General features: G+C 32.1%; 13 protein-coding genes. 8 read left to right on the forward strand and 5 right to left on the reverse strand.

Annotated features, from left to right (window positions below):
- Positions 1 to 24 precede the first annotated feature (24 nt).
- The gene (locus tag IJ258_RS10140) at positions 25 to 762 is read left to right on the forward strand and encodes an MBL fold metallo-hydrolase (protein WP_292806518.1); all 738 of its coding nucleotides are present in this window, start codon (positions 25 to 27) and stop codon (positions 760 to 762) included.
- A 26-nt stretch (positions 763 to 788) separates the two neighbouring features.
- The gene (locus IJ258_RS10145; RefSeq protein WP_292806520.1) at positions 789 to 1,556 is read left to right on the forward strand and encodes an EFR1 family ferrodoxin; all 768 of its coding nucleotides are present in this window, start codon (positions 789 to 791) and stop codon (positions 1,554 to 1,556) included.
- Between the two features lie 205 nt (positions 1,557 to 1,761).
- On the opposite strand, the gene IJ258_RS10150 is transcribed toward IJ258_RS10145, so the two are convergent.
- Both IJ258_RS10150 and IJ258_RS10155 read right to left on the reverse strand, forming a co-directional pair.
- Entirely contained in the window at positions 1,762 to 2,715 is a 954-nt protein-coding gene (locus tag IJ258_RS10150) for a PLP-dependent cysteine synthase family protein (protein WP_292806522.1), read from the reverse strand.
- Between the two features lie 73 nt (positions 2,716 to 2,788).
- Positions 2,789 to 4,384, reverse strand: coding sequence for a right-handed parallel beta-helix repeat-containing protein (locus IJ258_RS10155; protein ID WP_292806524.1), 1,596 nt, complete (start codon positions 4,382 to 4,384; stop codon positions 2,789 to 2,791).
- Between the two features lie 143 nt (positions 4,385 to 4,527).
- Between IJ258_RS10155 and IJ258_RS10160 the strand changes: the two genes are divergently transcribed.
- Together IJ258_RS10160 and IJ258_RS10165 are read left to right on the forward strand one after the other, a co-directional pair.
- A complete protein-coding gene (locus IJ258_RS10160; protein ID WP_292806526.1) occupies positions 4,528 to 5,376 on the forward strand; it encodes a pyridoxamine kinase in 849 nt (282 codons plus the stop codon).
- A 13-nt stretch (positions 5,377 to 5,389) separates the two neighbouring features.
- Complete coding sequence (locus IJ258_RS10165) at positions 5,390 to 6,481, forward strand: radical SAM protein (protein WP_292806528.1); 1,092 nt, start codon at positions 5,390 to 5,392, stop codon at positions 6,479 to 6,481.
- Between the two features lie 17 nt (positions 6,482 to 6,498).
- Here the strand turns inward: IJ258_RS10165 and IJ258_RS10170 are convergent, their stop codons facing one another.
- On the reverse strand, positions 6,499 to 7,215 hold the full coding sequence (locus IJ258_RS10170) for a DUF4013 domain-containing protein (protein ID WP_292806530.1): 717 nt from the start codon (positions 7,213 to 7,215) through the stop codon (positions 6,499 to 6,501).
- Positions 7,216 to 7,434: 219 nt separating this feature from the next.
- Between IJ258_RS10170 and surE the strand changes: the two genes are divergently transcribed.
- The gene (gene surE / locus IJ258_RS10175; RefSeq protein ID WP_292806532.1) at positions 7,435 to 8,250 is read left to right on the forward strand and encodes a 5'/3'-nucleotidase SurE; all 816 of its coding nucleotides are present in this window, start codon (positions 7,435 to 7,437) and stop codon (positions 8,248 to 8,250) included.
- Positions 8,251 to 8,288: 38 nt separating this feature from the next.
- Entirely contained in the window at positions 8,289 to 9,479 is a 1,191-nt protein-coding gene (locus IJ258_RS10180; RefSeq protein WP_292806534.1) for a cytosine permease, read from the forward strand.
- Positions 9,480 to 9,498: 19 nt separating this feature from the next.
- Here the strand turns inward: IJ258_RS10180 and IJ258_RS10185 are convergent, their stop codons facing one another.
- Complete coding sequence (locus tag IJ258_RS10185) at positions 9,499 to 10,887, reverse strand: MFS transporter (protein WP_292806536.1); 1,389 nt, start codon at positions 10,885 to 10,887, stop codon at positions 9,499 to 9,501.
- 145 nt (positions 10,888 to 11,032) lie between these two features.
- On the opposite strand from IJ258_RS10185, the gene IJ258_RS10190 reads away from it, so the two are divergent.
- Positions 11,033 to 12,001 carry a hypothetical protein gene (locus IJ258_RS10190; RefSeq protein ID WP_292806538.1) on the forward strand — a complete coding sequence of 323 codons (969 nt, stop codon included), beginning with the start codon at positions 11,033 to 11,035 and terminating at the stop codon, positions 11,999 to 12,001.
- 187 nt (positions 12,002 to 12,188) lie between these two features.
- Here the strand turns inward: IJ258_RS10190 and IJ258_RS10195 are convergent, their stop codons facing one another.
- Positions 12,189 to 13,604: a sodium:alanine symporter family protein gene (locus IJ258_RS10195; RefSeq protein WP_292806540.1), complete on the reverse strand. Its 1,416-nt coding sequence runs from the start codon at positions 13,602 to 13,604 to the stop codon at positions 12,189 to 12,191.
- Between the two features lie 264 nt (positions 13,605 to 13,868).
- Between IJ258_RS10195 and IJ258_RS10200 the strand changes: the two genes are divergently transcribed.
- Complete coding sequence (locus IJ258_RS10200; protein WP_292806542.1) at positions 13,869 to 15,737, forward strand: histidine kinase dimerization/phosphoacceptor domain -containing protein; 1,869 nt, start codon at positions 13,869 to 13,871, stop codon at positions 15,735 to 15,737.
- The last annotated feature ends 209 nt before the right edge of the window (positions 15,738 to 15,946 follow it).

The raw sequence follows: 15,946 nt of genomic DNA on the forward strand, positions 1-15,946 counted from the left end.
GTTAAAACTTATGAAAATGGATTTATGAAGCAGCCTTTTGCCTTTGGTGGTGAAGAAGGTATTGAAAACTTTGATGCATCAATAAGATATAGGGCAAGCATCAATAATTATCTGATTGATACAGGAGATGAAGTTATCCTTGTTGACACTGGAATACCTTCCGATTTTCCTGATCCTGAAGCAGATGATTCAGTCATGATTTATAATGGTGAAAGAATCAGTGATTATATGACTGCTTTTGAAAAGTTAGGATATAAAAAGGAAGATGTAACTAAAATTCTTTTAACCCACAAGCATCCTGATCACTCCGGTGAGCTAAAGCAATTCCCTAATGCAAAAGTTTATCTTTCAAAAACCGAAGCTGAAGCATTAGATTTGAATGGAGACAATATTGTAACTGTTGATTATGATGACGAATATTATAATTTCAGCAATGCGCAAAAAATTATTGATGATGTATATTTAATTGAAGCAATCGGTCATACCAATGGTAACAGTATCGTAATTGTAAAAGATGATGACATATTCTACATGATTCATGGAGACGTTACATATACTGATGAGGCATTGTATGAAAACAAGTTATCAATTGTTTTTGAGAATATCGAAAAGGCTCGTGAAACATTGGATAATATTCGTGAATTCATCATGAATCATCCGACCGTATATCTGTCAACACATACTCCATTAGGTCCTGAAAACCTTGAAAACAAATATATAATGGATTTGGAAAATCCTCCGGAAAGTATTTATCCAGAATAAATACTTTCATAATTTTTTTAAAAAACATGAAAATCTTATACTATACATCAACAGGAAATAACCTTTATATTTCAAAAAGATTGGGTGGAGAGCTTTTAAGCATTCCTCAGCTAATTAAAAACGGGATTTATGACATTGAAGATGATATTGTAGGCATTGTTTTTCCCGTATTTTTTGCAACTTCTCCTAAAAGCCTAAGGGAATTTATCAAAAAAGTTAAAATTAAAGCAGATTACTTCTTTTTAATAACTTCCTATGGTTCCGATGGCGATCAGAACGCCTTAAGGATAATGAAGGAAACGTTTGAAAATAGAGGAATTAAAGTTAATTATACCAATTCTGTTTTGATGATTGACAATTTCCTTCCTGTTTTTGATATGGCTCATGAAAAGGAAATTAAAAAGGATTTGGATGTTGATGGTCAAATTGATGTTATTAAAGATGATATTTTAAATAAAAAAGACTATATTTTTGACAAAAAGCCTTTCACTGACCAGCCTGACATTGAAGTTTTTTTAGAAACAACAATGACTGAAAAATACCACATTCAGGTTGGTGAGGACTGCAGTTTGTGTAAAATCTGCACAAGGGTTTGTCCTAGGGGAAATATCTCCTTTTTAGATGACCGCCCTCAGATTGGTGATAATTGCGACTTCTGTTTAGGTTGTGTGCAGCACTGTAAAACAAATACATTAACCATTAATGATGAGTTAAATCCTAACGAACGATACAGAAATCCCAATATCAAAATTTCTGAAATCATTAAAAGCAATAATATGAAAAAAATAGTATAATAGTGATAGAATAATGTTATTTTTTAACATTATTCTGATTTTTCTTCTTCTTTCTGTTTTTCTTTTAGGTTTTCAATTCCTATAATCATTTTAATCCTCCATATTTTTAACATGAATAAAACTCAAGTACTCTGTTATTATATTTATTATAATAGTATATAAATATTTAGGCATACCTAAAAATTCTATTTTATTAAAAAAATAATTAAATTACATCGAAACCGATTAATTTAATTTGGTTAGAAATTAATTCCGGATTATCATCTACTTTTTCAGACAATTTTGTAGTAATGTATTTCTTATTATCATCTGCAAAAACAGTAGCGATTTTTAAATCATCACTATCCATCAATACACTTGCTAAAAAGTTAGCACCACTAGAAATGCCTATTCCCAACCCAAATTCACGTGATATTCTTTTGGACATATTGATTGCATCACAATCATGAATTAAAACTATATCATCAATCAAATCCCTATCGACAATACTGGGAATGAAATCATCACCAATTCCCTCAATGAGATGTGATCCCTCATCCATGCCCATTTTTAATATGGATAATGTTGACGGTTCAAGTGCAAATATTTTTGAATCAGGATTATTGTCCTTTAATCGTTTACCTATACCCATTAATGTTCCGCCAGTTCCAATTCCTGAAACGAATGCATTAATGTCAGGCACCTTATCAAGAATCTCTTTACCGGTTGTGTTATATTGGGCTTGTGTGTTTAAAGGATTGTCAAATTGCAGAGGTCTGAATGCATTGTTTTTAATAGCGAATTCTTCTGCAAGTTCAAGTGCCTTTTTAAAACCGCCTTCCTCTTTAGATACAAGATGGACATGAGCGCCGTACATTTCAATTAGATTTCTTCTCTCGACAGAAACCCAATCAGGCATGAAAATATGCACTTCATGATTTAAAAATGCACCTATTGCACTAAAAGAGATGCCGGTATTTCCGCTAGTCACTTCAACTATTGTTTGGCCTTCAGCTAAATTGCCATTTTCTTTTTCTTTTTGTAAAATATATAATGCAATCCTATCCTTTATACTTCCAGTATAATTGTAATATTCAAGTTTAGAGTAAATACTACCTTTCTTTCCATTATATTCATAATTAATCTTAATCATTGGTGTGTTACCAATTAAATTCTGCATTTTCATATCTCCCCAAATATAAATAATGTAATATAATTTATATTTTTAATAATTAAAAAGTTTTTAGATATGATTAAACATTAATATAGATTGATTTAGGGAAATATTTTGCTTTTCTAACTTTTAAAGTAACTTTATATGAACCTCTGACTGATTTTGGAATCTTAATCTTTTTATACTTTTTATCGGAAGTATTGTAATATTTTGTTTTAATCTTTTTTGAACCATAAAAAATTAATCGAACAAATTTACTTACAGTTTTATCCTCATTGTCAGTTACTTTAACCTTAATATATTTTCCAGACTTGTAAAAATATATTTTGCAATATTTGAACACTTTATTTGATTTAATGTTACATTTGCTAACCTTATTTTTACTTATTGAATAATATGCACCATACAGATAATACGCCTTGTTTTTTGTTATGCTGCAGTATTTTGTGGTTGATTTTTTACATGCAAGACATAATGCCCCGGCATATCGTGCCTTGTTTTTAGTGAACTTTGAGTGGGATAGTGATAATTTACCCAATCGTGAATAGATAGCTCCACCAAATATTTCTGCTTTATTGGAAGTGAATCTTGAATTTTTAACTGTTAACGCACCACTTACCGCATAAATTGCACCACCATATACTGATGCATAATTTTTTGTGAATCTGCAATTGATTACTTTCACATGGGACAGATCCTTTTTTGAAAATATTTTTAAGCTTATTGCACCGCCTTTATATCCCTTGTTTTTATAAAAATAGCAGTTTTTAACCAATGCATAGATTGATGAATCAAACACTAAAGTGCCTGCATTATCAGGTGAAGTGTTTTTAGAGAAAACTGAATTAAGGATGCTTCCTTTTCCATATTCATCCAGATATATTACTCCGCACTGTTTTACTTTATTATTACTAAATAAGCAATTATTGATATATAGAGTGCTTGTTTTTCTAACGGAATCGATATAACTTATTACAAGAATTATTGATAGATATGCAGTGTTTTGCTTAAAAGTGGAATCATATATTTTTAAATTAGAGTTATATGACACCTGAATTGCACCTGCCATTCCCCGTTTTTTTATGTTACCGTTAGGCTTTTTTAAATCTGTTGCTTTATTCTTTTTAAATGTGGAAGAATAGATTTTAATGGTGCATGATTTTCCTGCCAAAATTGCTCCACCATTGGAATTGTCTGCAACATTATTAGAAAATTCACAATTCTTAATGGTTAATTTACAGTTTGAACCTACCTTAATTCCACCTCCACCGCTTGTTGAATATCCGTTCTTAATTTTAACATTTTCTAGTTTTACAGTGCAGCCGGATTTGATATTCAAACATCTTGCTAGTCCTGATCCGTCGATAGTGCAGTCATTTTTACCGTATATTGTCAAATCCTTATTGATTACAATTCCGTTTTTGAGTGAGGAATCAGTATTCTTATCATACTTATATTTGCCGCTGATATACAATGTGGATTTGGGATTGGCGTTTGAAATTTCATTTTGAAGTGCAGTAAATGAATCTGAAGCTACATTAATGGTTGCAGAAGAGCTTATAGTATTTTCAGTTGAAACAATTTCAAGAGTACTGTTGTCCTCAGCTGAAACACTGGTCACTGCCAATAATATAATTAAGATGATTGAAAACAGGAATATTAATTTTTTAAACAATATAACACCTACTATATTAGATATTATAATTTGACATATTATAAAGTTAATGTACAGTTTTGTGCTAAAAATCTTTATATATATTATGAATATACATATAAATACTGATTTAAATCAAAAGAATATAAAACGGTGAAAATTAAATGAATGACACAACAAAAATCTTAACAATCCAAGACATCTCATGTTATGGTCAATGTTCCATAACAGTAGCACTTCCAGTTATCTCTGCTTTTGGAATAGAAACTGCAATATTACCTTCCGCTGTTTTATCCACTCACACATCAGGTTTTACAGGTTTCACTGTTAGGGACTTAACAGAAGACCTTCCTGCTATTCAAAAACATTGGGAAAGTGAGGGCATATCTTTTGACGCAATATATACTGGATTTATTGCTTCAGCCGAACAGTTGGATTATATTAAAGACATTATTGATTCCAGATTAAACCCTGATGGATTGGTTTTCGTTGACCCTGCTATGGCAGACAATGGTGAGTTTTACTCCACATTCGATCAGGAATTTGCTGATAAAATGGGAGAGCTTTGTAAATTGGGAGATTACATTCTGCCAAACACTACAGAAGCATGCTACATATTACATAAGCCATGGAAACCAGATTTCACAAAAGAAGAAATGATTGAAATGGCTAAAGAGTTATCTGATTTCACTAAAAGATATGTGATCCTTAAAGGAGACAATCATAGACAAAAAGAAATGGGAATGATTGTATTGGATAAAAAAGAAGATACTCTTAATTTTGTCTACAATGATAAAATCGATTATTTATCCCATGGAACAGGAGATGTTTTTGCGTCCGCTTTTGTTGGGTCAACCATGATTGGAAAAACTCCAGAAGCTGCTGCAAAAGTTGCTGGAGAATTCACCAAAAAGGCAATTGAAAAAACAATCGGCGATGAAACCCATACTTATGGAGTCAAATTCGAACAGGCTATTCCTGAATTGTATGGTCTATTGGATAAATTTGAATAAATTTGGTGTTAATGTGGCGGAAAATTTTAATCTGCAGGAATATTTGGCAAATGGTGCTGAAAATATTATTAAAAATGCAATTTCTGCTACATTTAAAAATCCAAAAGAAACCTTGTTTTTAGCTAAATTCATAAAATATAGTCGCAAAGCATCGAAAATTAGAAAACAATACGAAAAAAAGGGCATTAACATACCTGCTTTTTTAATTGCAAGCATTACAAGCAGATGTAATCTTCACTGTACAGGGTGTTATTCCCGTGCCAATGACAACTGCAGTGACGATATTGCAATTGAACAGCTTTCAGATAGTGACTGGGAAGATATTTTCACACAGTCAAGAGATCTGGGAATTAATTTCATTGTTCTTGCAGGTGGTGAACCTTTAATTCGTGAAGATGTGATTTTAAAAGCATGCAATTTTCCTGAAATACTGTTTCCTGTTTTTACCAATGGCACCATGCTTGATGATTCATACTTTAAATTGATAGATAAGCATAGAAATATTATTCCGATTTTGTCCATTGAGGGTGACAGGCAACTGACTGATTTTAGAAGAGGTGACGGGGTCTATGACCAATTGATGAGTTCCATGAATTATATGAATGATAATGATTTGATTTTTGGCGCATCAATAACCATCACTAAAGACAATCTTGATTATGCACTCAGTAAAGATTATATCAATGGATTATATGAATTGGGATGTAAGGTATTGTTCTTTATCGAGTTTGTTCCTGTCGATGCTGACACGATTGATTTAACAATAACAGATTCTCAAAGAGATTATCTGTTATCTGAAATAAATAATCTGAGAGACAGATATGATGACATGCTTTTTATGTCTTTTCCTGGTGATGAAAAAGAAAGCGGAGGATGCCTGGCTGCCGGACGCGGATTTTTCCATATCAATTCACATGGCGGTGCTGAACCTTGTCCTGCTTCACCATACTCTGATATTAATGTTAAAGATACATCAGTTTTGGATGCTTTGCAGTCAAACCTGTTTAAATCACTTAGAAGTAATGGTCTTTTAATGGATCATCATGAAGGTGGTTGTGTATTGTTTGAACATGAAAAAGAAGTTAAAAAATTATTAAAAAAATAAAAAAAATATTGGTTTAATTATACTTGGGAGTATAATAAACCTAATGCTTTACCGTAGAATAATACTGAAAATCCACCAACTAAAATTGTAGCAATTATAAAACCGATATATGGAATTAATGAGATTATTCCACCTATTAATGCTATAATAAATATGATTATTGCAACAAGAATGATGAATGCAATTATGTTAATTATTCCGATGGATTTTGCATCTGCAAACACTTCACCAAAGCTTAATGCTTCTGAAATGCTTCCTGTTTTTGCTAATCTTGCTAATCCTACAATTTCTAAAATTCCGAATAGGATATATATGATTATTGCAACTATTGCTAGTATGCCAAGAGATGCTAAAATATTGTCTAAACTTGCTCCGATTGCACCGGTTACCACTGCTAATGCTATTAGGATAATTGTTGGAATAATTAAGTATACAATGCTCACTATCACTGATTTAATTCCATTTACAATATTTTCTACAATATTGAAATCAGGTATTTCATCAGAATCCTCAATTCCTTTTTTAATTACATCTAATGAGTAACCTCCAAGAATCAATGCAAAAATTAATGATATAATTCCTGCAATTGATAATATTATTGTATCAGTTACTTGGAATTGCGGTAAAACTATTGTTAAGCCTGCTATTAAGGATATTATTCCAACAATTAAGAATTTTGTATAGTCATTTAACGGGTATTTGATTGAATTTTTGATTATTTCTATTAAACTCATTTTTTATCACCTTTTTATTTTTGTTTAATCTATCTTTTAAAATGATTATTTCTGATTCAGTTTTTGATAGTATTTTTTATTATAATCATTAAAAAAAGATTGATGTAATTATATAACTATTGTTATACTATATAAATATAACTATTGTTATATATTTAAATAATTATTTTAATATATAAAATATATAATATTAACTAAAGACAGAAGGTTTTAAAGATTATGAATATTCTAATATCAAACGACGATGGAGTTGACGCACCGGGAATACTAGCTGCAAAACAGGCCGTAGATGATTTGGCAAATGTATATGTAGTGGCACCAGATGAAAACAATAGCAGTGTTGGTCGCAGGTTAACCTTATTCAAGCATTTAAATATCAAATCATACAAGCTAGAAGATGGAAGTCAGGCATATTCCGTATCAGGAAGCCCTGCAGATTCAGTAGTGGTAGGGGCAAAATATGTAATGGATGAAAAACCTGACTTGGTCATATCAGGAATAAATCAGGGCGTAAACATTAGCTGTGATATAACCTCATCAGGAACAGTATGTGCGGCACTTGAAGCAGTCAGTCTGGGCATACCTGCAATTGCCGTTTCATTATTCATAGATCCAAAAACAGCATATAAACAGGATGAAAATGGAGAATGGTATGTGGAATATGACTTTGAATTGGCAAAAAAGGTATTGCATGATATTGTTTTAAAAATCATTGAGGAAGGATTTCCTGAAAATGTGGACTTATTCAATCTAAATGTTCCAACCAATTATGAATCAGAAGAGGTTAAAATAACTCACTTATCCCATAAAATGCTTGATAAGAAAGTTATAGACAAATATGATGAGGATAAAGCTGAAATATTCAATTATCCATTGGATGAAAACCAGCCAAGCGATGATTTGATAATGATTGTCTCGGATCTTGTTAAGGAATATGATGAAGGAAGCGACGGATATGCACTTTTTGTTGAAAAATGCCCGAGTCTTACTCCTTTAAATATAAATATGACCAATCAGGATTTGAATGATTGGTAATGTCTCGTTTCTAAATAATAACTATTTTTAGGTTTAAAATGAAAGACAGTAAAAATATATATCGGACCGGACTTTTCACCAATGCTATAATATGGTTTGGAGTTGCAATTTCAGTATCAGAAATTGAAGCGGGAGTGCAGATTGCTTCAGCTGCACCAATAAATTCAATTTGGGTTCCATTAATACTCGGACATGTAGTTGGAGGAATAATGCTTTTTTTAGTTGGTCTTATTGGAGCCCGCCTTAGAGTAAATGCAATGGAATCAATCAAGTCAACTTTCGGAAATATCGGTTCAAAATTCTTCGCATCACTAAATGTCCTGCAGCTTATTGCATGGGTTGCAGTTTTAAATGCACAGGGAGCACTGGCATTATTGGGCCTGAATTTAGGAATACCTTTCCCCGCCATATGTTTTATTCTGGCAATACTGGTTGCCATTTGGGTGTTCATCGGTCTTCAACGCTCATCAAAAATCACCAGTGTTGTAATGATTGTTTTAACAGTACTTTTGATATTATTGTCTTTTAAGCTATTGGGATTTAATGCATATAATACATTACCTGTAAAGAATTCATTAACCTTCTGGAACATCTTTGAAATCTCCATTGCAATGCCAATTTCATGGCTGCCGGTTATTTCAGATTATACTAAAGATGCACAAAAGCCAGTTAAGGCAACTGCAGTTTCAGCTATAGCATATACCATTGCAAGTCTTTGGATGTATTTTATCGGCGTAGAAGTTGTAGGCATTGGAACCACAAGCATTTCACAGGCAATTCTCATTGCAGGACTTGGAATTCCTGGAGTGATAATTATGGTTCTTTCAACAGTCACAACCAATTTCCTTGCAACCAATTCAGCAGGAGAATCCGCAAAGGCCATTTTCAACAGCCTGGACCCTAAGGTCACTGGAGTTATTGTAAGTATTTTAAGTGCACTGTTGGCAATTTCCGGAATAATGGACCATTATATCAATTTCTTATACCTGATTAGTTCAGTATTTGGTCCGATGGCTGCTGTTCTTTTGGTTTCATTTTACTTTGGAAATGACAATAATAATGTTAAAGACTGGTATTGGAATGTTTTTTCATGGTTTGTTGGTTTTATCGTTTATCAGCTGACAGTTAGTTTGGATTCAATATTTTTAGGTCCAACTCTATTAGCAATTATCTCATCAGCCATATTAACATACATTTGGATTATTTTAAAAAAAAGAATAGATGTTTAAGTTAAATTAACTTAAACAATTATTGATTAGCTTTCATGGTTGCAATCTGCTCATCACGATTTTTTAGCCTTAAAGTGAATATGAATGCAATTAATGCAATTGCGGAAGCTAAAATCAGGCTAATAGTATATCCCAATATGCCTGAAAATGATGCAATCACTCCTCCAATCAACGCTCCGCCTATAAGCTGACCGGCACTTGAAAGCATATTGACGATGGCCTGACCTGCACCTCTTTCATAAGGTTTTGCTTCACATAGGACAATATATCTTAATGGTGCTCCAATAATGGTTACAAGACCAACACCGACCAAAAGACCGGAAATGATAAATAAAATTAAATTACCTGGATATATTGAAATAACAATCAAACCAATTGCCAATATCAATGTTCCAACCATCATGATTTTACGTGATCCTGTTGAGTCAAGGATTTTACCGAGAATTGGTGCTGCAACAGCATTTGCCCCTAAAATAGGAATCAGCATCAGACTGGCAAATTGATTAGTCAATCCCATTGATAGGATTACCAATGACGGGACAAAAATAACAGATGAATAGATTATGCCATAACATAAAGTTTCAATGCATGCAATGGCTATTTCACTGTTTTTCAACATGTGTATAGGTATGATCGATTCAGTTGCATTTATTTCTATTTTAATGAATATCGGAAGCAATATTATGAATATTACCAGGAAAGGCAACACGTTAAATGACAGCAGGCTGTTTAGGAAATTACTTGAGTCAATTTGGTTTAAGCCATATGCCAGACATATTGCAAGCAGACTCAAAATAACGATTCCAACATAGTCTATTTTCATTTTTCTGTCATCTTCATTGCCCGGAAGGATGTAGTATGCAAATACTATAAGGAATATGCTTATCGGAATATTGATTGTAAAGCACCAATGCCAACCGAATGGTATTAATGCAGCACCAACCAATGGTCCTCCAATAGCAGATATTCCAAATACGCTTCCAAGTATTCCCAATGCTTTTCCTCTTTCTTTTAATGGGAATGCATCTCCTACAAATGCTCCGGCTACAGGAAATAATCCTCCACAACCGAATCCTTGAATGATTCTTCCAAGAAATATTGCTTCTATGTTAGGTGAAAATGCAATTAAAGATGATCCGATACCAAAAAGCACCACATCCAGTATGAAAATCTTTTTTCTACCGTAAAAATCAGAAAATTTGGCCAGTACAGGTGATCCGATCATGAACGTGATTACAAATAATGTGAATATCCAACTGGATTCTCTGCTGGTTAAGTTGAATGTCTGTTCAATTGATGGCAGCACAGGACCTATTATTCCTGTGTCAAGTGAGCCCATAAATACACCTATTAAAAATAATAGAAGTATCAGGTTTCGTGTTTTTGTATCTAATGTTTTTGATGTCATAGTATCTCTTGAAAATTGAATTATATTCATGTATTATATTAATTAACTGTTTATTTAAATTTTCATGTAAGAAATTTGATACAGATAATTTCCATAAGCTTTTCATCATGTTTAATAAGTATGATTGACAAAAATAGTTTTAATTATGACAGAAAAGTTTTCCCTTAAATACTCAAATGACGTGCCTAGAGATTACGATACTTCAAAAATGCAGTTTACATTTGATTTCATATATCTGGTTTTTAAGCGTGACGTATCAATTGACGGAGCAGTTCGTGTCGTTGCAAATGAGTATAATTTATCACAGGACTATCTGAAGGATTATCTGATTAAAAATAAATATATATTAAATAAAGCGAATAAAAATGAACAGACTAGGCAGCTTAAAAAGTATAATACCAAGACATTAAAAAAGATTCTTAAAAAAGAAGGTCTTAAAGCTTCTGGAAAAAGAGAAAAAATCGAAGAGAAAATATTGGAAAATGGGCTTTTAGGTCAGGACTATTATCTGTCTTCAAAATCCAGGATATTTTATAAAAACAAGAAAAGAAGAATGAATATTTTCACTGATTATCTGTTTGAAAACTATTACTTTGATGAATTCAATGAATATTATATGGATAATTTCAGAAAAAAGGAAGCTAAAATCCCTGTTGAATTTATAAAGCAGCATATTTCTAAAGCAATTGAAGATAAACACCACAGTAATTATATTTTAAATACACAAATTCTGGCAAATCATTTTTTCATTAAAGAAAATTACAAAAGAATGCTTGAGTATGTCCTTAAAAGTTTCTGTATGAATTTAAATCCTATTTGGAAGGTCAATGAATTAACAAGTCATGTCGGAATTGATATTGAAACCTATGACAATCTGATATTTTTAAATGAAAAAATTGGGAAAAATAGGATTATTCAATCTTTTTATGTTGTCTGGGATTCATTTAACTTTGAAAAGATTATTGTCTCCAAATATGATGGTTACAGGTGCCTTAAGGATATTCTTCACCTGAAAGACTACAATAAAATTAATGATAATTTGGATGATAAATTCTATTTAAATGATGAGTTGAAAATTAAAAGAATCACTCAAAAAACCCTGTTTGACTTTTGATTTTTGCAATTAAATATTTTATATTTCTAAAAAAAGTTAGATGTATCATTTGTTTTTAAATAAAAATCAACCAACAATCAATTTAAAAAGAATTATGACTATTAAAATAATAAGTTAGATATTCAACTATTGAAATAAAAATAGATTTCTTTGATATAAAATAATAGGGGAAGTGTATGATAATACACTAATACCATGTATCCAACATTTTCGTGTCAATATCAATATCCGTTGCATCAAATATCGGATCTTTTCCCTCTTTTTTCTGCTTTTCATAATCTTTAAGACAGTCAACAGCAATCCTGCCCAATGAAACACATGCAGGAAGATTTATCAGTGTCATCAGACCCATTGTAATGTCTGCCATTGCCCATGCGGCATCCATTGGAATAATGGCTCCAATAAAAACTATGAAAGCAGCTGCGACATAGAATATATTCATGAATCTTTTTGAAGGCTTGTTTTTGCGATTTAAATAGATTAAAGCATTATCCACATAGTATAGGTTTCCAAGCAACGTGGTGAATGCAAAAAGCACCATTGCAACTGTTATGAATATTGGTCCTGCAGTGCCGAAAACACTTCCGATTGCACTTTGCACATATGGGGCTCCTGAAACGGCAGCATTTCTTGCAACGCCTGTTGACAAACACATCAGTGCAGTTGCAGTACATAAAAGCAATGTGTCAATATATACAGATAATGTCTGTACCAATCCCTGTTTTGCAGGATGTGAAACTGTCGCTGATGCGGATGCATTTGGAGCAGATCCCACACCTGCCTCATTTGAGAACAGTCCTCTTTTTATTCCATATACTATACATGAACCTGCAAACCCTGCAAAGATTGATTGGAAATCAAATGCATTCTGGAAAATCAAAGCAAACATTGCCGGAATGTTATAATAGTTTACAAGGATGACGATTAATGATACAATAACATAAGAAACACCCATTAATGGCACAATGGTATTTGTCACCTTAATTATTCTTTTACCTCCTCCAAGCAAACAATATCCGGTTATTATGGCCAGTATCGCACCTATAATCATCGGGGTGGTTGCAGGATTGTAGAATGAATAATCCATAAAGGTTGACTGCAGATTATATGAGCACAGTAAATTGAAACCCAATGCATATGTAGCAATTAAACATATGCAGAACAGTGCTGCGATTTTAGGTTTTTTCAAGCCCTGTTCAATATAGTATGCAGGTCCTCCGTAAAAGTTTCCGTCATTATCCATTCTTTTGAAAATCTGTGCAAGAGTACTTTCAATGAATGCTGAAGATGCACCTATTATACACATAAGCCACATCCAGAATACTGCTCCAGGTCCACCTAGACATATTGCAGTTGAAACACCTATAATGTTGCCGGTTCCAACCCTTGAAGCGGTAGATACAAGCATTGCCTGCAGGGATGATACAGAACTTTCATCACCTGAAGGTTCAAAGAGTATCCTTAAAGATTCAACGAACAGTCTGATTTGCACTCCTCTGGTTTTTAGAGTAAAATACAATCCTGCCACTGCCATGACAATAATCAATATTGGAAAGTACAATACTCCATCAATTTGATTCAATATATAAACTATATCTATCATAAACTCTCCTTTAAAAAATTTAAATTAAATGTTAGATATAAATTTCTAATTTTTTATATAAATTATTTTTTAAAATCTTATATTTAATGCATTATATTTAATCAGTTTATAATTTTTTTAAAATATTTTCAAATAATTCAAAAATAGGACTACCAAATTATACAACTAAGGAATTTAAGTCTATAAAATTAGTACAATTATACTATTTAAATATGATTACAGACAAATAATTATATAATATTAATAATTAAGATTGGTGTTTTGATGAGAGTGGAAAAAGAATATAGGCATTTGGAAGGAATTGACGAAATTCGCATTTTTAATGCAAGCCGAAAAGATTTTTATAATCCAACACCTAAGGAATTTGATGTGGAAGACCTTCCGCTTCAAGAACTGATAAATAACATCCCTGTTGAAATCCATTCACTGGTTCCATTGGATGAAGAAAAAGATTTTATCATTCAAAATGTGGGCAAATTCACTCTCAACAAATATAATTGTACACAAAATGATGTTAAAGGCAGACGGTTAAGCAAACTGTCACCGTTATTTTACGAAATTCTTTATGATGAATTGGTCGATGTGTATGAAAATCATTCAATTAAAAAGATAAGATTTGTATATTATTCTAAAAACAAGTTATCAAAGCTAAGCAATGCCAAAATCGTTTATGACAAAGGCAGAATCTTTGTAACAACAAACAATATCGACACAAAAATAAGCAGCCGTGCTGATTTGGAATATAGAAACTTTGATGAAGATAAAAACGACATCATGGAAAGTTTTTCACAAACCGGCAGTTGCTACAATGTCAACGGAAAATACACCTGGTCACAGGGAATATACAATATCATAAACCGTGCAAAAGAGGATGCAGACGATTATTACAATATAGTCTTTGATTTGGTAATACCTGAAGACAAACACATTGTCAATAAAATTTTTGAAATTACAAATAAGGAAACAGCACAGTTTGAGGAAATCATCCGCATTAAAACAAAAGACGGAATCTTAAAAAGAATCCACATAAGCATCAATTCATATTATGATGAAAGTGGAATCATTGTCCGTCAGGGCCTCATGAACGACATAACACATTATGTAAATGATGAGCTTACCAAACCTGTTGACTTTCTTTTGGACGGATTTAAAAACAGCACAAAACTGGCTTTGCTTATGGAACCTCTAAATGCCAAACAATACAAATTCTCCAAAGGATTTTACAGTCTTGTTGAGATGGAACCTCCAAAATATTATCATTCAAGAGATATTTTAAACAATATTGTAGAGGAGGAAGCAGTTCAAAAAATCAATAAGTTAATTAATGGTGAATTGGACAATATTGATGATACAATCAGTTATTACGTTAACGGAGATCCCAACAATAAGAAAGTGGTTGACCTCTACATTGAACGATTTGAACACGGCAATGAAATTCACAGTCTTGGATTTCTAACAGACATTACTGAAGAATGGCGCAAACAGGAACAGCTGATTGCATCAAATGATGACAGGCTGATTCTGATTAAGGAGATTCACCACAGGGTGAAAAATAACCTGCAGGTTTTAAACAGTTTTTTAAACCTTGAAAAAAGAGCATATAGAAATAATCCTGATTTGATAATCGAGCATATGCAGACACGTCTAACATCACTTGCACTGCTTCATGAAAAGACATACAACTCACAGGATTTCAAAAACATCAGCTTAAAAGACTATCTGACAGATCATGACAGACAGACTACAAATGTGGTCGATTCACCTAAACATATCAATTTTGAAACCATTGTGGATGATGATTTGAACCTGTCAATTGAAGTTATTACACCACTACTTCTGATAATTGACGAGATAACAATGAATGCCGTTAAATATGCTTTTCCAGACAAGTCATCAACTGACAACAGGATTACAAAATCAATTAAAAGCCTGGACAATGATACTGCAGAACTGATTATAAAAGATAACGGTGTAGGCCTAAAAGATGTAAATAATATTACTGCAAATTTAGGTTGTGAAATCATCAAAAGCTTAACCAAGCAGTTAGGCGGAAAAATCAGTTTAATGGAACTTGAAAAGGGAACCGGATACAGATTAGTATTTCCAAAGGTAATGGAGCACACCATTGAATAATTTCTATAATATTATTTTAATCACCCATTATTTTTCTAAAAATTTTTTTTAGTTTTTAGGCATTAATTTTATAAATTAATCAAGATTAATGTAAAAAATTATTTACTTTACTTAATTTATCCAATGAATTTTTAAACAAAATAATGATTTAGAGATTATTTTAATCCAATTAAACAATGCTAAAGTTTAAATAAGTTATAAAATTCAAT

Origin of the sequence: Methanobrevibacter sp., from assembly GCF_017468685.1 — an archaeon.
In the GTDB taxonomy this organism is placed as follows: domain Archaea; phylum Methanobacteriota; class Methanobacteria; order Methanobacteriales; family Methanobacteriaceae; genus Methanocatella.

What these genes read in the sequence shown, in the direction of transcription:
- IJ258_RS10140 (WP_292806518.1), top strand. Translation starts at nt 25, where the DNA reads ATGAAGCAGCCTTTTGCCTTTGGTGGTGAAGAAGGTATTGAAAACTTT.
- IJ258_RS10145 (WP_292806520.1), top strand. Translation starts at nt 789, where the DNA reads ATGAAAATCTTATACTATACATCAACAGGAAATAACCTTTATATTTCA.
- IJ258_RS10150 (WP_292806522.1), bottom strand. Translation starts at nt 2,715, where the DNA reads ATGCAGAATTTAATTGGTAACACACCAATGATTAAGATTAATTATGAA.
- IJ258_RS10160 (WP_292806526.1), top strand. Translation starts at nt 4,528, where the DNA reads ATGAATGACACAACAAAAATCTTAACAATCCAAGACATCTCATGTTAT.
- IJ258_RS10170 (WP_292806530.1), bottom strand. Translation starts at nt 7,215, where the DNA reads ATGAGTTTAATAGAAATAATCAAAAATTCAATCAAATACCCGTTAAAT.
- surE (WP_292806532.1), top strand. Translation starts at nt 7,435, where the DNA reads ATGAATATTCTAATATCAAACGACGATGGAGTTGACGCACCGGGAATA.
- IJ258_RS10180 (WP_292806534.1), top strand. Translation starts at nt 8,289, where the DNA reads ATGAAAGACAGTAAAAATATATATCGGACCGGACTTTTCACCAATGCT.
- IJ258_RS10185 (WP_292806536.1), bottom strand. Translation starts at nt 10,887, where the DNA reads ATGACATCAAAAACATTAGATACAAAAACACGAAACCTGATACTTCTA.
- IJ258_RS10190 (WP_292806538.1), top strand. Translation starts at nt 11,033, where the DNA reads ATGACAGAAAAGTTTTCCCTTAAATACTCAAATGACGTGCCTAGAGAT.
- IJ258_RS10195 (WP_292806540.1), bottom strand. Translation starts at nt 13,604, where the DNA reads ATGATAGATATAGTTTATATATTGAATCAAATTGATGGAGTATTGTAC.
- IJ258_RS10200 (WP_292806542.1), top strand. Translation starts at nt 13,869, where the DNA reads ATGAGAGTGGAAAAAGAATATAGGCATTTGGAAGGAATTGACGAAATT.